Here is an 18,463-nt window from a genome sequence, read left to right on the forward strand (position 1 = left end):
TGGCCGGGCGGCCGCCACAGCGCCGCGCCGATGATGGCGCCATCGCTGGCCAGCGCGACATGGGCCAGCGGCAGCCGGGCATCGGCGCGGGTGATGAGATAGAAGAAGGCCGCCAGCCGGGTCGGGCGGCGGCCGGCATCGGGGAAGATCCAGGCCAGCGCCGGATCGTCGATGAAGGCGGCGGCCAGCACGGCGCTGATGGCCGGGCGGTCAGCCGGGGTGGCAGGGCGAATCAGCGGGGCGGGGCGCATGGCCACCAGCATAGGGGCGTGGCCCACAAACAAAAGCGGCCGGGACTGGCCCGGCCGCCTGTGTGGTCAGCGCAGAAGCCGTGCTGCCGCTCAGGCGGCGGCGGCGAGCTTCTTGCTGATTTCCTTCTTCAGCTTGACGCAGCGATCCGACAGCAGCTCATCGCTGGTCTTCAGCAGCCAGTTGTCGAGGCCGCCGACATGCTCCACCGAACGCAGGCCGTTCATGGAGACGCGCAGGCGCACGCCCTTGCCCAGCGCATCAGAGATCAGCGTGACATTCTGCAGGTTGGGCAGAAAGGTGCGCTTGGTCTTGTTGTTGGCGTGGGACACGTTGTGACCGACCTGGCGGCCCTTGGCGGTGAGTTCGCAAACGCGCGACATGGCAGACGTCCTTCGAGAATCGAATCTGTGAGGGCGACGACCACCGGGCCATCGCAACAGGGGGCGGCGCATAACCCAGCCCGGTGATGGCGTCAACAGCCACACGCCTGTTGTTGGGGGGCTTGCCGTCGCCGGCGCAGTCGTGCAGCAATGCCGCCATGCCCTGGTTCGCCATTCATTGCATCGACAAGCCGGATTCGGCTGACCTCCGCGCCGAAACACGCGCGGCGCATCTGGCGCATGTGAATGACTACAAGGAGCAGATTCTGGTCGCCGGGCCGCTGCTGCGCCCCGATGGGCGGGCGATGGGCAGCTTGCTGATCATGGAGTTCGATGACCGCGACGCGGCGATCGCGTTCGCCAATGCGGACCCGTATCACTTGGCCGGGTTGTTCGAGAGCCGGTCGGTGACGAACTGGCACAAAGTCTTGCCCTGAGCGCAAGTGGCGCACTGCCCTAGAAGCTCAACCCCTGCCGCTTGGCCGCGATCGACAGTTCCTCGCGGATATTGACCCCTGGCTTGGCCAGCCACTCCTCCATCGAATCAGACAGCGGCTCCAACGTTGCCGAACGGATCATCGCCTTGATCGGCCCGATGCCGGCCGGAGTGATCGAAAGCCGCTCCACCCCCAGCGCGATCAGCGCCAGCGCCTCCAATGGTCGCCCGCCCATTTCGCCGCACACGGTGACGGGAACATCATGCAGGGCCGCGGCGCACACCACGCGGCGGATGACGCGCAGGATGGCGGGGGACAGCCAGTCGTAACGGTCGGCCAGGCGCGGGTTGGCGCGGTCGGCGGCGAACAGGAATTGCGTCAGGTCGTTGGTGCCGATCGAGACGAAATCGGTCATCGGCAGCAGCACGTCCAGTTGCTCGATCAGCGCCGGCACCTCGATCATGGCGCCATATTGGATATCGGTTGGCACCGGGCGGCCGGTGGCGGCCAGCCGCTCGCGCTGCTGCTCAACGAGGGCGCGGGCCTCGGCGAACTCCCAGGGCTCGGAGACCATCGGGAACATCACGGCCAGCGTGCGGCCAGCGGCGGCCTCCAGTAGGGCGCGGGCCTGCACCTTCATCAGCCCGGAACGGCCGAGCGCGAGACGCAGCGCACGCCAGCCCATCGCCGGGTTCTCGTCTTCCTCGTCGCCATCGAGATAGGGCACCGCCTTGTCGCCGCCGATATCGACGGTGCGGAACACCACCGGCTTGTCGCCGGCGGCTTCCAGCACGCTGCGATACAGGCCCTGCTGGCGCTCACGGCGGGGCAGGGTGGCGGAAACCAGGAACTGGAATTCGGTGCGGAACAGCCCGATGCCATCAGCGCCGGCGAGCAGCATGGCCTGCGCGTCGTCGACCAGGCCGGCGTTCATGTAGAGCGCGATATGGCGGCCGTCGCGCGAGATGGCGGGCAGGTCGCGCACCTTGGCCCATTGTTCGGCCTGGCGCACCTTCAATGCCCGCATCGCCTGGTAGGACTTGATGGTGGCCGCCGTCGGCCGCACCAGCAGCGCGTTGTTGCCGGCATCGACGATCAGCTCGTCGCCTTCGTTGACCTGGGCGAACAACTGGTCGACGCGGCCCAGCACCGGCACGCCCATGGCGCGGGCGACGATGATCACGTGCGCGGTCAGGCTGCCTTCTTCCAGCACCACGCCTTTCAGGTGGCGCTTGTCATATTCCAACAGCTCGGCCGGGCCGAGGTTGCGGGCGATCAAAATGGCATCGCCGGTCAGGCCCATCTGGGCGGCGGTGCCCAACTGGCCCGACAAGATGCGCAGCAGCCGGTTTGCGAGATCGTCGAGATCGGTCAGTCGTTCCTTCAGATATTGATCGTCGATGGAACGCATGCGCAGGCGGTTGCGCGATTGCACGCGCTCCACGGCGGCTTCGGCGGTCAGGCCGGTTTCGATCGCCTCGTTGATGCGCCGCGCCCAGCCCTCGTCATAGGCGAACATCTTGTAGGTTTCGAGGATCTCGTGGTGATCGGTGCCGGCGACGAATTCGGCCTGGCCCATCATGTTGTCGATCTGCTGGCGCATGCGCGCGAAGGCATCGACCAGGCGGGCGCGCTCGGCCTCGACATCGTCCGTCACGGTGTGCTCGACCACCACGCGCGGCTGGTGGAAGACGGCGGCGCCGCGCGCCAGGCCATCGACAAGTTTCAGGCCATTGAGCCGCGTCGGGCCCGAATTGGCGGCACGCAGGCGGGCGGCCTGGGCATCATCGACCAGCCCGGCGCCGTGGATCAGTTCCGACAGCACCATGCCGACGGTCTGCAGCGCCTCGATCTCGACTTCCTGATACTCGCGCGGCTCGCGGTGCTGCACGGCGAGCACGCCGATGGCGGCCTCGCGGCGCACGATGGGCACGCCGCAGAAACTGTGGAAATCCTCTTCGCCGGTTTCCGGGCGATAGACAAAATCCGGGTGGGCCTTGGCTTCGGCGAGGCTGAGCGGTTCGCGGCGCGACGCAATGTGGCCGACGAGGCCCTGGCCCATCGAAAGCCGCGTCACATGGACGGCCGATTGCGCAAGGCCCTGCGTGGCGAACAGTTCCAGCACGCCGTCGCGCAGCAGGTAGATGGAGGCGACCTCGCTGCCCAGTTCGTCGGCGATGATCTTCACCACCTGATTGAGCTTGGCCTGCGCGCCCGTCTTCGCTGCCATCACGTCGTGAAGGCGGCGCAGGATGATGCGGGCGGCGCTGGCGGGGGGCATCAGGCGGCGGCCTCCCTGGCACGGGACAGGGCGGCTTCGGCGTCCGCGGTCAGCTCGGCGATGATCTCGGCGACGGGCTGCACCTTGGTGACCATGCCCACCGACTGGCCGGCCATCAGGCTGCCATTGTCGACATCGCCTTCCACCACGGCGCGGCGCAGGGCACCGGCCCAATAATGTTCGATGGCGAGCTGCCCGGCGGCGAGGTCCATCTCGCCGCGGTCCACGGCGGCGGCGACTTCGCGCTGGCGCTCGTTGAAGGCCTCGCTGCCGGCGTTCTTGAGGGCGCGCACCGGGATCACCGGCAGGCGCGGATCGATCTGCACGCTCGACAACGCATCGCGGGCCGAGGCGCGGACAAAGGCGGCCTTGAACTTCTCGTGCGCGACGCTTTCGGCTGCCGCCGCAAAACGCGTGCCCAGCTGAACGCCCGACGCGCCCATTTCCAGATAGGCGGCAATCGCATTGCCGCGCCCGATGCCGCCGGCAACGAACACCGGCACATCGGTGATCACCGGCAATATCTCCTGCGCCAGCACGGTGAGGCTGACCGGGCCGATATGCCCGCCAGCTTCGGAGCCTTCGATGATGATGGCATCGACGCCCGAGCGCACCAGCTTCTTGGCCAGCGCGGCCGTGGGCGCGAAGCACATCAGCTTGGCGCCGTAGCCTTTGATGCCGGCAATCGCCGCGCCCGACGGCAGGCCACCGGCGAGCACGACATGGGAAACCCCCTGCCGGCCGCAAATGTCGATCAGCTCATCCAGCTGCGGGTGCAGGGTGATCAGGTTGACCCCGAACGGCTTGTCGGTCAGCGCGCGGGTCGCGATGATCTCGGCCTCCAGGATGGCCGGCGGCATTGCCCCGCAGGCCAGCACGCCAAAGCCGCCGGCGTTGGAGATGGCGGAGACGAGGTGGCGCTCGCTCACCCAGGTCATCGCGCCGGCCATGATGGCGTGGCGGGTGCCGAGGAAGGCGCGGCCCCTGGCCGAGGCCGCATCAAGGTGCGGGGTGGTGCTCACGCATCGCTCTCCGCGTCTTCGGCCATCGGGCCATCCAGGCCATACGCGGTGTGCAGCACGCGCACGGCCAGTTCGACATAATCCTGCGGGATCAGCACGGAAACCTTGATTTCCGATGTGGTGATGGCCTGGATGTTGATGCCGCGGCTGGCGAGTGCGCGGAACATGGTGGCGGCCACGCCGGCGTGGCTCTTCATGCCGACACCGACCACGGAAATCTTGGCCACATCATCATCGGCGAGCAGGCTGGCAAAGCCGATTGCGTCCTTGGCCTTTTCCAGCACGTCCATAGAGGCCGGCAGCTGCGCACGCGGCACGGTGAAGGTGACGTCGGTCTTGCCTTCATCCTTGGCGATGTTCTGCACGATCATGTCGACATTGATATTGGCATCGGCCAGCGGCCCGAAGATGCCGGCCACCACGCCCGGCTTGTCGGGCACGCCGACCAGCGTCACCTTGGCTTCACCCTTGTCGGCGACCACGCCGGCGATCAGTTCGCGTTCCATCTCGTCATCCTCGTCAACCACCAGCGTGCCGGGCGCGTCGGAAAAGCTCGACAGCACCTGCACCACAACCTTTTCCTTCATGGCCAGTTCGACCGAGCGTGTCTGCAACACCTTCGCCCCGACGCTGGCCAGTTCCAGCATTTCCTCATAGGTGATGCGCGCCAGCTTGCGGGCGCGCGGCACAATGCGCGGATCGGTGGTATAGACGCCGTCCACATCGGTGTAGATGTCGCAGCGATCGGCCTTCAGTGCCGCCGCCAGCGCCACTGCCGACGTGTCCGACCCGCCGCGGCCCAGCGTTGTCACCCGCTCGTCTGCCGTCAGCCCCTGAAAGCCCGGCACCACCGCCACTTCGCCGGCCGCCATGCTGGCCAGGATCGCCTCGGTGCCGATATCCTCGATGCGGGCAACGCTGTGGGCGGCGCTGGTCTTGATCGGCAATTGCCAGCCCAGCCAGCTCCGCGCTTTCACGCCCAGCGCCTGCAAGGTGATGGCGAGCAGGCCGGAGGTGACCTGTTCGCCGGCGGCGACCACCACGTCATATTCGGCCGGATCGGCCAGTGGCGAGGCCTCGCGGCAATAGCCGACCAGCCGGTCGGTCTCGCCGGCCATGGCGGAGACCACCACGGCGACCTGGTTGCCGGCCGCCACCTCGCGTTTCACCCTGTTGGCGACGTTGCGAATCCGCTCCGTCCCCGCCATCGAGGTGCCACCGAATTTCATCACGATCCGGGCCATTGCCGGCGTCTTCCCTTGCCATTGCCCCCCAGGGGGGTGCTTCACTATTGCCCTTGCCTGATAGGAACGTGGGCGGGCAATGGCAAGAAAGCCCTAGGCATCAGTGGGACAAGAAAATGTCAGCAGCCGCCAGCATCGACCCGGACGAAGCCGCTTTCTTCGGCAAGCTGGCCGCCGATTGGTGGAACCCGAAGGGCACATCGGCGATGCTCCACCGCATCACGCCGGTGCGCGTTGCCCATATCCGTGGGCTGGCGCTGGCGCATTTCAGGCTGGATGCAAAGAGCCGGCGGCCGCTGGCTGGCCTCGCCGCCTTGGATGTTGGCTGCGGCGCCGGGTTGATGGCGGAGCCGCTGGCGCGCATGGGCGCGGCGACCAGCGCCATCGATGCCGCGCCGGAGAATATCGCGGCCGCCAGGGCGCATGCCGAAGCCGGTGGGCTGGCCATCGATTATCAGTGCATTGCGGTGGAGGATCTGGCGGCTCAGGCCAAGCAGTTTGATCTCATCACCTGCCTCGAAGTCGTCGAGCATGTCGCCGGCCGCGATGCCTTCTTCGCCGCGCTGGCCGGCCTGCTGAAGCCCGGCGGCCTTGCCGTCTTTTCCACCCCCAACCGCACGCCGGCGAGCTGGGCCGTGGTCATCGCCGGGGCCGAGCACATCACCCGCAGCATTCCCAGGGGCGCGCACGACTGGAACCGGTTCTTCACGCCGGACGAACTGGCCGAAGCGCTGACCAACGCCGGCCTGACACCCGCCGAACCCGCCGGCCTGTCGTGGCGGCCGGGCAAGGGCTTCCACATCGGCAGCGACCTGTCGGTCAATTATTTCCTCGCGGCGACGAAAGCCTGATCATGCGCCCGCTGCTCCGCCGCCTTGCCCTGCTGTTCGCCCTGCTGGTGGCCGCGCCGGCCCTGGCGAAGGATGGTGACCGCCAGGCCTTCGTCATGCAGGATTTCCGGCTGGAAGGTGGCGCCGTGCTGCCGCGCGCGACGATCATCTATGCCACCTGGGGCAAGCTCAACGCCGCGCACGACAATGTGGTGCTGCTGCCGTCGCATTACATGGCCGATGCCAGTGGCTACAACTGGCTGATCGGGCCGGACAAGGCGCTCGACCCGGCGCGCTATTTCCTCGTCGCCACCGAGATGTTCGGCAACGGCAAGTCGACCTCGCCGAGCAACAGCCTGGAGCCGATCGACGGCCCGCGATTTCCGGTGACGACCATCCGCGACAATGTCGAGGCCACCCGCCGCCTGCTGCAGGACGAGCTGGGCGTGAAGCATCTGGCCGCCGTCATCGGTTTTTCGATGGGCGGGCAGCAGGCCTTCCAGTGGGCGGTGAGCCACCCGGACTTCATGGACCGCATCGTGGTAACGGCGGCGACAGCCAAGACCTGGCCGCATGGCATCGTGCGGCTGGAAAGCCAGATCATCGCCATCCAGACCGATCCGGCGTTCAAGGGCGGCGATTATGTCGATCCGCCGAAGAAGGGCCTGGAAGCCTTTGGCGCGATCTGGGCCGGCTGGTTGTTCAGCCAGGCCTGGTGGCGCGAGGAATTGTGGAAGCCCGGCTATCCGCCCGGCACCGATTTCAGGGCGGTGTTCGAAGGCTTCCACAAGGATTTCATCCCCGGCGGCGATGCCAACGACATCATCCTGCAGATGCGCACGTGGGAACAGCATGATGTGGGTACCACACCGGGCTTCGGCGGCGACGTGAAGCGAGCGCTGGCGTCGATCAAGGTGCCGGTGCTCTACATGCCGTCACAAACCGATCTCTATTTCCCGGTGGAGGATGCGGCCTACGAAGCGAAATTCATCCCGAAGGTGACGTTCACGCCGATCCCGTCAAAATGGGGCCACACCGCCGGCGCCGCCAGCAACCCGGCCGATGCCAAGTTCCTGAATGATCATATCGGCGCTTTCATGGCACAGCCGCGCTAGGCGCTGCGCGGCCGGTACAGGCTGGCGAGAATCTCGACCGCATTGCGGGCTGCTGCGGGATCGGGCGTTTCATTGGCCTGGTTGAAGCCATAGGCCTCGTCCGGCCCGATATCCTGCACCACGATGCCATCGGGCCGCGGGACCATGGCCATGGTGCGATAGAAGAGGCCATAGCGCACCTCGGGCTGCGGCGGCAGCCAGCCGATCTGGCCGCGCACCGGGATGAGGCTGGTGTCGCCCATCAGGGCGCGGGCGCCATAGCCGGTGCAGTTGAAGATCACCCGCTCCCTGATCCGGGCGAAATCGCGCGGGCTGGCCAACGTCAGCGGTTCGAAGCGGCCGCCAGCGGCGAGGAACTCCTGCTCCAGCGTCGCGGCCAGCGCGTTGACGTTGAAGTTCATCGCGATGGTGCGGCGGGCGTTGGCGACCGGGAAGGGGTGCTGATCGGCGGTCAGCCGTTCGCTGCGCGGGGTGATGTCGGCGATCTGATCTGCATAGTCGACGAAGCTGTCGGTACGGCCATCGGGCAGGGTGACGAGGTCCTTGCCGCCGGAGGGCGCCGTGTCGAACAGCATGTAGCGGTCGAGGAATTCCACCGGGGTGCCGGCGCGGCCGAGATAGGCCTGGTGCATGGCCCAGCTGCGCCGCGCCATCACCTCCCAGCGCGCCGCAAAGCCGGGATCGACCGCGCCGTCCATGGCAACGCGGCTGTGCGGCGACCAGGTGCCGGTGGCGCGGGCCGAGCGCACATCGGGAAAGCGATCCTGGGCGTAGATGGTGACCTTGAGGCCGAGGCGCTGCGCGGTGAGCGCCGTGGTCAGGCCGATGGCGCCGGCGCCGACCACAGCCACTTCGCGGGCACCGGCCCGCAGCGCCAGCGGCACGGCCTGCATGGCGGAACCCCAGCTCAGCGACCAGCCGCTGCCGCCGTGACCATAATGATGGATGACCTGTTTGCCGGCGATGGCTTCCCGTTCGATGCGCGGGCCGGCGGCGCGGAACGGGCGCATGCACACGGTGATGCGCATCAACCGGTCGGGCAGGGCGGCAACAGGCACGATAGGTGCGCGCGGCGCAAAGCTGGCCTGCGCCAGCGCGTGGCCCGGCACGAGCCCGGCGCTGCCCAGCAGGCCAACGCCCGCCGTGCGGATCAGTTCGCGCCGGTTCATCATGTTCACCCCCGTGCCTGGACGCAAGGACGGCACTATGGGCGAAATCGGGACAGGCGCAAAGGCAGCGCGAAATCCGTGTCACCGGCCTGCCGCACAGGGCAGGCCGGTGACACCGTGTCGTTCAGGAAGCGACAACGATCCCCGTCTTGCGACGGCGCATGCCGAAGCCGACCAGGCCCATGCCCGCCATCATCATCGCCCAGCTCGCCGGTTCCGGCACGGCATCGCCGCCCGGGCCAATGCCGGTATCGGCGATGCCGCCGATGCGGATCTGGCGCACATCGCTCACCGAGCCGTTCAGGACGAACAGCACGTTGGTGATGAACTGGTTATCGAACGCGCGCGCGGAGAAGAAATTCTGGCCGCTGGCGATGGCATAGGTGCCGCTGAAGACGTTGCCGAGCTGATCAGTGAAGCTGAGCAGCGCCTGCGTGGCGCTGGCACCGGTGCCGAAGATGTTGAATTCGACTTCCTTGAAGCCGAAGCCGGGATCGAGCGCGAACGACAGCTGGCTGATATTGCCGTCAACGCCGGTGATGCGGGCCTGGCCCGCCGACGGCGTTGCCAGGGGTTCGGTGCCGGTGAAGGTCACGCGGGTGTTGGTGGTGTTGGTATAGCCCAGCACGACGTTGCCGACCGGCGGCGCGCCCTGGAACAGCACATTTTCGGCCGGCTGCACCGCACCCGGTGTCTGATAGATCACAATGGTTGCCGCCGCTGGCAGCGCCGAAACCGCGAACGCTGCCGAAGCAGCGGCCAGAAATAATTTACGCATCCCTAATTCCTTCAATAATGACCATTTCCAGGCTGGCATGCGGCAGCAATCGGGGGGCGGTGTTGGGAGACGTGATTGCCGCGCCCATGCCGCAGGATTCATGGCGATTCCTGCGATCTGACTGTGCAACCATGCCGGAGGCTCCGGGCAGCGTCGGAAACTACCCGCTGTTGTTGCCGTGCTGTGGTGGCAAACTACTCACATGGGCGCGGGGCGCCTGCCCATTTCGGGCAGGCTTGGCGCGGCGCGTAGCTTGTGCCAGCCTTGATTCAGGGAGGACTTGCCATGACCACGCCATTGAAGGGCATTCACCACAGCGCCTATCGCTGCCGCGATGCCGAGGAGACGCGGGCCTTTTACGAGGATGTGCTGGGCCTGCCGCTGGAGGCCGTGGTGCAGGAGGAGAGGGAGCCGGGATCGGGCAAGCCCAATCCGTTCGTGCACCTGTTTTTCCGCATGCCCGATGGCAATTTCATCGCCTTCTTCGACGCGCCGGGCACAGTGAAGGAAGGCGATTTCAAACTGGTGCACGGTTTTGACCGTCACGTCGCCTTCGAAGCCGACGACGAGGAGAAGCTGCTGGCCTGGCAGGCCAAGTTGAACACGGCTGGCGTGCCCTGTTTCGGGCCGATCGATCATGGCTTCGTGAAGTCGGTCTATTTTTCCGACCCAAATGGCCTGCCGTTGGAGATCACCACCAGAGTGCCGGCGCACGACGCGATTCTGGCCGAGGATGCCAAGACCGCCCATGCCATCGTCAAGGCGTGGAGCGCCCGCAAGGCGGCGGAACAGGCGGCATGAGCTACCAGCGCATCCCCCTGCTGATCGCCTTTCGCGAGGCGGTGGGCCTGCGCGACACCTATGGCGGCATCGATGGCGTGGTGGCGCTGCAGGCCCATCACCTGAAGCCGGAGACGCCTTCCGATACCATCGTGATCTTCATGCACCCGATGGGGATCATGCATTATCTGCCGCTGCCCCCCGCGCTGGCCGAGGCGCAAGTCCACGTGCTCACCGCGGTGTCGCGTTATCCCAACAACGACAATGCGTTGATCATGGAGAAGGTGGCGGTCGATCTTGGCCGCTGGGTGGCGCATTGCCGCGAGGTGCTGGGCTATACCAAGGTCGTGCTGGCCGGCTGGTCGGGCGGCGGCAGCCTGGCGTTGTTCTACCAGGCCGAGGCCAGCGACCCGCAGGTCACCCACACCCCGGCCGGCGAGCCCTTCCCGATGGCCGAAGCGAAATTGCCGCCGGTCGATGGCATCATGCTGCTGGCCGCGCACGTGTCGCGGTCGCAGACGCTGACCGAGTGGATGGATGGCTCGGTGGTGGACGAGAATGGCCCGGTGCGTGATCCGAAGTGGAATCTCTACAGCGCCGATTGCCCGCAGCCGCCGTACAGCGCGGATTTCCTGGCGGATTATGCCGCCCGGCAGGTGGCGCGATCGAACCGCATCACGGCCTGGGCAGAGGCGACTCTGGCCGAGCTGAAGGCTCGCGAAGGCCCCCACGCCGAACGCGCCTTCATCGTGCATGGCACCATGGCGGCGCCGTGCTGGCTCGATCCGGATGTGGACGCCAATGATCGCATTCCCGGCCGCTGCTATCTCGGCGATCCGCGCCTGATCAACGACTCGCCGGGCGGTCTCGGCCGCTTCACCACGCTCAGATCATGGCTGTCGCAGTGGAGCCTCAAGTCCAACGCCTGTTCGCTCAAGGTTGGCCACCGCATCCGGCTGCCGGTGCTGGTGGTGGGCAACACGGCGGATGATGCCTGCACACCCAGCCACACCCACCGGCTGTTCGATTGCGTGGTGAACGCCACGTCCCGCGAACTGCACGAGGTGAAGGGCGCGACGCATTATTATGCGTTCCAGCCCGAGCATCTGAAGTGGGCCGCGCACCTGGTGACCGACTGGCTGGGCCGGCAGGGTTTCTAGAGGAAGCGCGCCACCACGTCGCGATAGGAACGCGAGACCTTCACCTGCGTGCCGCTGCCCAGCACCAGGAAGCACTCGCCGTTGGTGTGCGGCTTCACGCTCTTGATATTGTCGAGATTGACGATGGTGGAGCGGTGGATGCGCTGGAAGGTCTTGGGATCGAGCCGCTTTTCGAGATCCTTCATCGTCTCGCGCAGCACCAGGGTCTGATCGGCGGTGTAGATGCACATGTAATCGCCGGCGGCGTCGATGCGCTCGATATCCTTCACTTCCACCCGGAAGATCTGGCCGCGGTCCTTGATGTTGAGCACTTTTTCGAAGCGGCCGGATTGCGGCGTGTCAGCGAGGTCATCGGGCAGGGCCTCGGGCGCGACCTCGGTGAGGATTTCCTTCAGGCGCTCGGCGCCCTGCGCGCCCTGCTTTTCGGCCAGGCGCTGGCGCACCCGCTCGATGGTGGCGGCCAGCCGGTCTTCCTCGACGGGTTTCAGCAGATAATCGACCGCCTGCGCCTCGAAGGCCTTCAGCGCATGCTGCATGAAGGCGGTGACGAACACGAACAGCGGCGGATCGATATCGGCCAGGCCGGACACGACGGAAAAGCCGTCGAAGCCCGGCATCTGGATATCGAGGAACACCAGATCGGGTTTCAGCGTGCGGATGGCACGGATCGCCTCGCGGCCGTTGGCGCAGCGTTCGATGATTTCGACATCCTCGAACGGCTGCAGCCTGAGTTCGAGGCCCTGGATGGCAAGTGGTTCGTCGTCGACGAGAATGGTGCGGATGGGCATGGGTCAGACCTGTGCAGCAAGGGCCGGAACGGCAACCGCATTTGCGACGGGCTGTGCCGGATTGTCGGTCTGGTACGGAATGTCGATCAGCACGATGAGGCCGTGGGGTTCGTTGTCGGCCAGTTCGAAGCGGTGATCGGCGCCATAGCTTTGCGCCAGCCGCTCGCGGATATTGCCCAGACCCACGCCCGTCCCGCCGGCTTCGGCCGGCACCGCGCCCAGGCCGGGCCCGGTATCGGCGATGGTGATGACCAGCCGGTCGCTCATCCGGCGCGCGTCGATCAGGATGTCGGCGCCGTCTTCAGACGGGGTGACGGCATATTTGATGGCATTCTCGATGATCGGCTGCAGCAGCAGGCTGGGCAGCCGCGCCTCCATCACGTCGGGCGCGATGTCGAAACGGGTGCGCAGGCGGCTTTCAAAGCGGGTGCGTTCGATGTCGAGATAGAGCTTCAGCGCCTCCGCCTCCTGCGCCACCGTCGCCAGCCCCTCGCGTTCGCCGACCAGGCTGTAGCGCAGGAAGCTGGCCAGCCGCGACAGCATGGCGTTGGCACGCTCCGTCTGTTTCAGCAGCACCAGGGTCGAGATGCTGTTCAGCGTGTTGAACAGGAAATGCGGATTGAGCTGGTAGCGCAGCATGGCGAGCTGGGCGCTGTTGGCCTGGGTCGCCATCAGCAGCATGCGTTCCGATTGTTCGGCGAGCAGCAGATAGTAATTGATGCCATAATAGAGCCCGGTCCAGGCGCCGAGCACCGAGAAATCGAGCAGGATGGCGCCAAGAAATTGCACGCCCTGCGGCTTCCAGCCTGGCTGGTAGAAGGTGGCGTGTGCCCACACTTCCAGCACGGAGAAGAGCGCCGATGCGGACATCAGCAGCAGGGCGGTGATCGTCCAGGTCCACACCGGCTTCATGGCGATCAGCCGGCGATAAGCCGCCGACAGCAAGAGCGTGATCGAAAAGCCGGTGGCGGTGACGATGATCGCCGGCAGCACGAAGGCGAGGCCCATCGAATTGGCCAGGCCCGACAGCGCCCGCAGCATCAGATAGGCGACCCAGCCGCCGCCCTGCAGGATCCAGAAGGCACGGTTCTTGTCGCGGAAAAAACCCTGGGCAACGCGCGGTTCAGCCATCGGTCCACCATAGCGAGTTGGGGCAAAAAGGCCAAATCAGCGGTTTCCGGACTTCATCTTCAGGTCATCTGGCCAAGCCGCGTCCGCGCCACTAGGCTGTCCCGCATGGGACTTTCCGCTGACCGCCTGCAGGCCTGCCTTGATGCGCTGGCTGCCGATCATCCGCCGGTGGCCGCCGGACTGGCCGCGCACGGACCGCCCGAGCCACGGCTGCGGCCGCCCGGCGCTGGCACCATGATGCGGGCGATCGTGGCGCAGCAGGTGAGCACCAAGGCCGCGGCCAGCATCTGGAACAAGCTGGAGGCGGCGTGCGGCGGCGACATGGACGATCTCGCCCGTGTCGCGGCAACGCCGTTCGAGGTGCTGCGCTCGGCCGGGCTGTCGGGGCAGAAGGCCAGCTATGTCCACGCGCTGGCCGAAGCGGTGGCGTCTGGTCACGTCGATTTTGCCGCGCTGCCGGATGAGGATGAGGAGGCGATCGCGCTGCTCTCCTCGATCAAGGGCATCGGGCGCTGGTCGGCCGAAATCTACCTGCTGTTTGCCGAAGGCCGGCCCGACATCTTCCCGGCCGGCGATCTCGCCCTGCAGATCCAGCTTGGCCGCATGCTGGGCGAGGAAGCGCGGCCAACCGAGAAGCGGGCGCGCGCGCTGGCCGAACCGATGCGGCCGCACCGCGGGGCGCTCTCCATCCTGCTCTGGCACAATTACAATATTGTCGCGCTCTGATATGGGCGCCTGATGCAACCGCGCATCACCGACATTTCCTCGCCGTCCAACCCGGTCCTGAAGGCGCTCAAGGCCCTGTCTGACAAGCGCGGGCGGCGCGAGGCGGGGCAGTTCCTGGCTGAAGGGCTGCGCGTGTGCACGGAAGCGCTGGCCGCGGGCCAGGTGCCGGTCACCCTGGTCTTCACCTTCGAGGCCGAGCGCCACCCGCTCACCCAGGCGCTGATCCGCGCCACCGCTGAAGCGCGCGGCACCTGCCTGCGCACCACGCCGCAGCTGATGCAGAAGCTCACCGGCAAGGACAATGCGCAAGGGGTGGCCGCCGCCTATCCCATTCCCGACATTTCGCTGAGCCGGATCGACCGCCGCGCCGCGAAACTGTGGCTGGTTGCCGAAAATCTGAAGGACCCCGGCAATTTCGGCACCATGCTGCGCACCTGCGATGCCACCGGCGCCGGCGGGGTCATCCTGCTCGACCAGTCGTGCGATCCGTTCAGCGTGGAGGCCGTGCGCGCCAGCATGGGGGCGCTGTTCAGCCGCCAGGTGGCGCGGGCGACGGGCGCGGAGTTCTTCCCATGGCTGCGCGCCGGAGAAGGCCAGCTCGTCGGCGCGGCGCTGGCTGGCTCAACTGTCGATTATCGCGCGCTCACCTACGCCAAGCCCTGCTTCCTGTTCATGGGCAACGAACAGTCCGGCCTGCCGGCCGATTATGCCGCCCAGTGCGACGCGCTGGTGAAACTGCCGATGCTGGGCACGGCCGACAGTCTGAACGTCGCCGTCTGTGCCGGCGTGTTGCTCTACCACGCCCTCGATCAGCTCAGTGCAGGCTGAGCACTTCGTCCACATTGCGCCAGCGCGGCGGGCCGAGCATGTCGCGATGGGCGACGCGCACCGAGTGGATCGTCGCCTCGATCTCGCGCTTCCAGTGATCGAGGAAGCGTTTCAGTTCCGGGAACTGCGGCGCGAGATCATAGAGCTGCCAGCTGAACGTCTGCAGCAGGCGCGGATGATCGGGCCGCCAGTAATTGATGTCCACCGTGGCAAGGCTGTAGCCCTGCAATTGCCGCTCCAGATCGGTCATGGGCCCTCCGTGATTGACAGGGCCAAGATTTTCCCGCATTGGCCCCGCCGTCAAGGGGCTAAATGCCGGAAATATAACAGGAAATTGCTAGCAGCCGGTGATGGTGAGTGCTACGCGAAGGCCCAGCGTTGCAGGCCATCATCCGCCACGCTCACCATGCCGGGCAGGCCGATCGGGTGAGCGTCGAGGCTGAGCAGGGTGGCCAAGGCGTCGGCATCGGCCACGTCGATCTTGCCGAACACGCGGGCGCCGTCGGGCGTGCGGCCGACCACGCTGCCGTGGCTGGGTTGGCCCTCGCGGCCAAAGACGATGCTGTAGGTTTCCAGCCGCGCCGGGCCGGCATAGTGGCCGTCATAGGGCGGCACATCGGCGCGGGCGTCTTCGGCGACCTCCTGCACATCCTTGTTGAGCATCAGCCAGGCGGCCTCGGCTGGGCGGTTGCCGATCACCAGCGCATGATGCTTGGTGACATAGCCGCCCTGGCCATAGAGCAGCGCCTGATCGGCGGGCCGATCGCGCAACGACCGCACCATCGCGCAGGTCGAATGCAGCATGTAGCAGTTGAGCCCGGCGCCGGCGAACGACAGCCCGCCGGTGACGGAGAGCGGCACATCTGGCCCGAGGCCGAGCGTGCGCCGCGCCATCTTGGGCACGGTCGGGAAACAGCTGTAGAGCTCGACCCGGTCAAAGCCGTTCGGCGCAATGCGCACGGCCTGGCCCAGCACGGCATCCTGGGCGCAGCTGTGCACATATTGGTCGCGCTTCAGGTAATCCATGTGCTCGCCCGCGGCCGCGCCGCCGTGGACGTGGATGATGCGGTCTTCGGCAATGCCGGCGGCGCGGGCCGCAGCCAGCGTCGTCATCAGCACGGCGGCGGCCGCGTTGACATTGTTGTTGGCCACCATGCGCTTGGTATAGGGCCAGCAGATCATCCGGTTGTCGTCGGAGACGGTGGTGATCTCCTCGGCCGTGAAGGCCTTGCGGCCCCAGGCGTAAGGGTTGGTCGCGGCGACCGCGCTGATCCGTTCATAGGCCGCGCCGCTTTCCGCCAGCGCCTGGCGCGGTGTCAGCCCCCAGGCGGCGACAGTGGCATTTTCATACAAGGGGTAGATGTGGATCGGCTGGAAGATGCCGTGCTGCATGCCCAGCGGCGTCACGTGATCGGACGGCATGATCGGGTTCTCGGGTGTTTTCGAAGGCGGCGTCCACGGCAGGGTGATGCCGGCGGCCTTGGCCTTGGCCACCGCGTTCTGCGCCTCGCCGCCGGTGACGACGGCCACCACGCTGTTGCCGTTCATGATCCTGAGCGCGGCCTCGTGGATCTTGGTCGTCGGGGTTTCGCCTCCAACGATGGCATAGACGGCGCGGGGCGGCGTGATGCCCAGCCGCTCCGCCAACCGCTGCGCAACCTTGTCATAGCGCCACGAGACGAGGTTGATCACATCCAGGCTGTCGATGCGCTCGAGGAAGCCACCGCCGGCATCGGCATCAGCGGCGCGCACCGCGGCCTCCATCAGCGCCAGCGGCTCCAGCGCGGCAGCAGGATCGGCCGGCCGGTCGAGCACTTCGCCCACCCCGATGATCACCGGCGTGCGTTCGGCTGGCAGCGACATGGCAATTTCCTCCCCGCGATGGCCTCTCCTGATACAGGCGCGCTCGGCGGTCGCAAAGCCGCGATGCCCCTGCTACAATCGCGGGGTGAGCATGACTGCCCCCTCCCCAGACTGGACCATCCCGCAGGATTGGGCCCATTTCACCGCCACCGATCACCGTGTGTGGGATCATCTGTTCGAGCGTCAGACGCGATTGCTGCCCGGCCGGGTTGCGCCGGAATTCCTCGATGGCCTGAAGCGGCTGGATCTGACGCGGCCGGGCGTGCCGGATTTTGCCCGGCTGAACGAGCAGTTGATGGCGCTGACCGGCTGGCAGGTGGTGGCGGTGCCGGGCCTGGTGCCGGATGCGGTGTTCTTCCAGCATCTCGCCAACCGGCGTTTCCCGGCCGGCAACTTCATCCGCCGGCCCGACCAGCTGGATTATCTGCAGGAGCCCGACGTCTTTCACGACGTGTTCGGCCATGTGCCGCTGCTCGCCCACCCGGCCTTTGCCGATTACATGCAGGCCTATGGCCGCGGCGGGCTCAGGGCGCTGGAATTTGATGCCATCAACCGCTTGTCGCGGCTTTATTGGTACACGGTGGAATTCGGCTTGGTCCGTTCAGGGGAGGGCCTGGCCATCTATGGCGCCGGCATCGTCTCCAGCCATGGCGAGACGCTGTTCGCGCTCGACAGTGCCAGCCCCAACCGTATCGGCTGGACGCTGGAACGGGTGCTGAAAACCCCCTATCGCATCGACGATTTCCAGCAGACGTATTTCGTCATCGACAGTTTCGACCAGCTGCTGAAGGTCACGCTCGAAACCGATTTCGGCCCGCTCTACCAGCGGCTGGCCGGCGACCGGGATATCCCGATCGCCGCCATCTTGCCTGACGATCTGGTGTTCACCCGCGGTGACCAGAGCCACGTGGCGGGCGCGCGCCAACCCGTCTGATCACGTTTCAGCGAACGCTGCCGCGCTGCACCAGATTGACGATCCCCAGCAGCACCACGGCGCCAATGATGGCCACCAGCAGGCCGATGAGCGAGAAATTCTGCACCGAACCGACAATGCCGAACTGATTCAGCAGGAAATTGCCCAGAATCGATCCGATGCAGCCAACGACGATGTTGAGGACGATCCCCATGCTGCCGTTGCGGTTCATCACCATGCTGGCCAGCCAGCCGGCGATGCCGCCCACGATCAATGCCACGATCCAACCCATGCTCTGTCTCCTCTGGATGGCCACGGGCCACCAACCTTGTCTTCCGAACAGGTTTCAACGCGCCAGAGCCCGGTGTGTTCCCTGGCGATATCGCAGAGGATGAAAATGCGCCGCTTGGTGCGCGCCGCAGCGCCTTCGCAAAACCGCCCCGCCAGCGCGTGCTGACAGGGCGGCTGCAGGCCGATGCTGTTGCAGAAGGCGAAGGGGCAGCCGATCAGCGCTGCCCCGCCGTCGATCAATTGCGCAGCGAATTCACTTCGCTGACCCGCCCGCGCGAGGCGAGGCATTTCCACGGCGCCTTGCCCGGGCCGACGCCGACCATCACCAGCGTGGCGGCCTGGCTGAACTCCTCGCTCAGCAACACCACGTCGGGGTTGTTGGACTGCTGGGTCACGGCACGCAAGCAAGCCTGTGCGTCGGGCGACGGCGTGCCGGCGGCAGGCCGCACCGGCCGCGCTGGCGGCCGCGGCGGCT

At 66.5% G+C, this 18,463-nt stretch carries 20 protein-coding genes and 1 pseudogene; 8 read left to right on the forward strand and 13 right to left on the reverse strand.

The features are described from left to right. Together GJ693_RS06575 and rpmB are read right to left on the reverse strand one after the other, a co-directional pair. Positions 1–251: pseudogene (locus tag GJ693_RS06575) on the reverse strand (GNAT family N-acetyltransferase); the annotation flags it as partial. 90 nt (positions 252–341) lie between these two features. Beyond that, a complete protein-coding gene (gene rpmB / locus GJ693_RS06585) occupies positions 342–632 on the reverse strand; it encodes a 50S ribosomal protein L28 (RefSeq protein WP_156255529.1) in 291 nt (96 codons plus the stop codon). 158 nt (positions 633–790) lie between these two features. Between rpmB and GJ693_RS06590 the strand changes: the two genes are divergently transcribed. Next, complete coding sequence (locus tag GJ693_RS06590; protein ID WP_156255530.1) at positions 791–1,069, forward strand: YciI family protein; 279 nt, start codon at positions 791–793, stop codon at positions 1,067–1,069. A 19-nt stretch (positions 1,070–1,088) separates the two neighbouring features. On the opposite strand, the gene ptsP is transcribed toward GJ693_RS06590, so the two are convergent. From ptsP to GJ693_RS06605, 3 genes are read right to left on the reverse strand one after another with little or no spacing between them, the layout of a single operon-like run. Next, a complete protein-coding gene (gene ptsP / locus GJ693_RS06595; protein WP_156255531.1) occupies positions 1,089–3,350 on the reverse strand; it encodes a phosphoenolpyruvate--protein phosphotransferase in 2,262 nt (753 codons plus the stop codon). After that, entirely contained in the window at positions 3,350–4,372 is a 1,023-nt protein-coding gene (locus tag GJ693_RS06600) for an NAD(P)H-dependent flavin oxidoreductase (RefSeq protein WP_156255532.1), read from the reverse strand. Before GJ693_RS06600 ends, ptsP begins: the two co-directional genes overlap by 1 nt. Then, the gene (locus tag GJ693_RS06605; RefSeq protein ID WP_156255533.1) at positions 4,369–5,616 is read right to left on the reverse strand and encodes an aspartate kinase; all 1,248 of its coding nucleotides are present in this window, start codon (positions 5,614–5,616) and stop codon (positions 4,369–4,371) included. Before GJ693_RS06605 ends, GJ693_RS06600 begins: the two co-directional genes overlap by 4 nt. A 116-nt stretch (positions 5,617–5,732) precedes the next feature. Between GJ693_RS06605 and ubiG the strand changes: the two genes are divergently transcribed. After that, entirely contained in the window at positions 5,733–6,467 is a 735-nt protein-coding gene (gene ubiG, locus GJ693_RS06610) for a bifunctional 2-polyprenyl-6-hydroxyphenol methylase/3-demethylubiquinol 3-O-methyltransferase UbiG (RefSeq protein ID WP_156255534.1), read from the forward strand. Positions 6,468–6,469: 2 nt separating this feature from the next. After that, positions 6,470–7,561: an alpha/beta fold hydrolase gene (locus tag GJ693_RS06615; protein WP_156255535.1), complete on the forward strand. Its 1,092-nt coding sequence runs from the start codon at positions 6,470–6,472 to the stop codon at positions 7,559–7,561. On the opposite strand, the gene GJ693_RS06620 is transcribed toward GJ693_RS06615, so the two are convergent. Together GJ693_RS06620 and GJ693_RS06625 are read right to left on the reverse strand one after the other, a co-directional pair. Beyond that, positions 7,558–8,733, reverse strand: coding sequence for an FAD-dependent oxidoreductase (locus GJ693_RS06620; protein ID WP_235902707.1), 1,176 nt, complete (start codon positions 8,731–8,733; stop codon positions 7,558–7,560). The genes GJ693_RS06615 and GJ693_RS06620 overlap by 4 nt on opposite strands. 121 nt (positions 8,734–8,854) lie before the next feature. Beyond that, entirely contained in the window at positions 8,855–9,508 is a 654-nt protein-coding gene (locus GJ693_RS06625; protein ID WP_197042009.1) for a PEPxxWA-CTERM sorting domain-containing protein, read from the reverse strand. Between the two features lie 285 nt (positions 9,509–9,793). Between GJ693_RS06625 and GJ693_RS06630 the strand changes: the two genes are divergently transcribed. Together GJ693_RS06630 and GJ693_RS06635 are read left to right on the forward strand one after the other, a co-directional pair. Next, positions 9,794–10,309: a VOC family protein gene (locus GJ693_RS06630; protein ID WP_156255537.1), complete on the forward strand. Its 516-nt coding sequence runs from the start codon at positions 9,794–9,796 to the stop codon at positions 10,307–10,309. Then, positions 10,306–11,448, forward strand: a complete 1,143-nt coding sequence (locus GJ693_RS06635; RefSeq protein ID WP_156255538.1) for an alpha/beta fold hydrolase — start codon at positions 10,306–10,308, stop codon at positions 11,446–11,448. Before GJ693_RS06630 ends, GJ693_RS06635 begins: the two co-directional genes overlap by 4 nt. Here GJ693_RS06635 and GJ693_RS06640 read toward each other — a convergent pair. Further along, complete coding sequence (locus tag GJ693_RS06640; RefSeq protein ID WP_156255539.1) at positions 11,445–12,236, reverse strand: LytR/AlgR family response regulator transcription factor; 792 nt, start codon at positions 12,234–12,236, stop codon at positions 11,445–11,447. The two genes, GJ693_RS06635 and GJ693_RS06640, sit on opposite strands and share 4 nt — an antisense overlap. A gap of 3 nt (positions 12,237–12,239) precedes the next feature. Next, entirely contained in the window at positions 12,240–13,367 is a 1,128-nt protein-coding gene (locus GJ693_RS06645) for a sensor histidine kinase (protein WP_156255540.1), read from the reverse strand. A gap of 105 nt (positions 13,368–13,472) precedes the next feature. Between GJ693_RS06645 and GJ693_RS06650 the strand changes: the two genes are divergently transcribed. Next, complete coding sequence (locus GJ693_RS06650; protein ID WP_156255541.1) at positions 13,473–14,093, forward strand: DNA-3-methyladenine glycosylase family protein; 621 nt, start codon at positions 13,473–13,475, stop codon at positions 14,091–14,093. A 12-nt stretch (positions 14,094–14,105) separates the two neighbouring features. Next, positions 14,106–14,921: a TrmH family RNA methyltransferase gene (locus GJ693_RS06655; protein ID WP_156255542.1), complete on the forward strand. Its 816-nt coding sequence runs from the start codon at positions 14,106–14,108 to the stop codon at positions 14,919–14,921. On the opposite strand, the gene GJ693_RS06660 is transcribed toward GJ693_RS06655, so the two are convergent. Together GJ693_RS06660 and GJ693_RS06665 are read right to left on the reverse strand one after the other, a co-directional pair. Continuing rightward, positions 14,908–15,171: an usg protein gene (locus tag GJ693_RS06660; RefSeq protein ID WP_156255543.1), complete on the reverse strand. Its 264-nt coding sequence runs from the start codon at positions 15,169–15,171 to the stop codon at positions 14,908–14,910. The two genes, GJ693_RS06655 and GJ693_RS06660, sit on opposite strands and share 14 nt — an antisense overlap. 110 nt (positions 15,172–15,281) lie before the next feature. Then, a complete protein-coding gene (locus GJ693_RS06665; protein ID WP_156255544.1) occupies positions 15,282–16,784 on the reverse strand; it encodes an acetyl-CoA acetyltransferase in 1,503 nt (500 codons plus the stop codon). A gap of 91 nt (positions 16,785–16,875) precedes the next feature. On the opposite strand from GJ693_RS06665, the gene phhA reads away from it, so the two are divergent. Beyond that, entirely contained in the window at positions 16,876–17,718 is an 843-nt protein-coding gene (phhA, locus tag GJ693_RS06670; protein WP_156255545.1) for a phenylalanine 4-monooxygenase, read from the forward strand. Between the two features lie 7 nt (positions 17,719–17,725). On the opposite strand, the gene GJ693_RS06675 is transcribed toward phhA, so the two are convergent. Then, positions 17,726–17,989 (reverse strand): GlsB/YeaQ/YmgE family stress response membrane protein, encoded by a 264-nt coding sequence (locus tag GJ693_RS06675; RefSeq protein ID WP_156255546.1) that lies wholly within the window; start codon positions 17,987–17,989, stop codon positions 17,726–17,728. A 235-nt stretch (positions 17,990–18,224) separates the two neighbouring features. Continuing rightward, the coding region (locus GJ693_RS06680) for a hypothetical protein (RefSeq protein WP_207789951.1) at positions 18,225–18,463 on the reverse strand (239 nt) is incomplete at its 5' end.

Origin of the sequence: Sandarakinorhabdus oryzae (genome assembly GCF_009733735.1) — a bacterium.
Lineage (GTDB): Bacteria > Pseudomonadota > Alphaproteobacteria > Sphingomonadales > Sphingomonadaceae > Sandarakinorhabdus > Sandarakinorhabdus oryzae.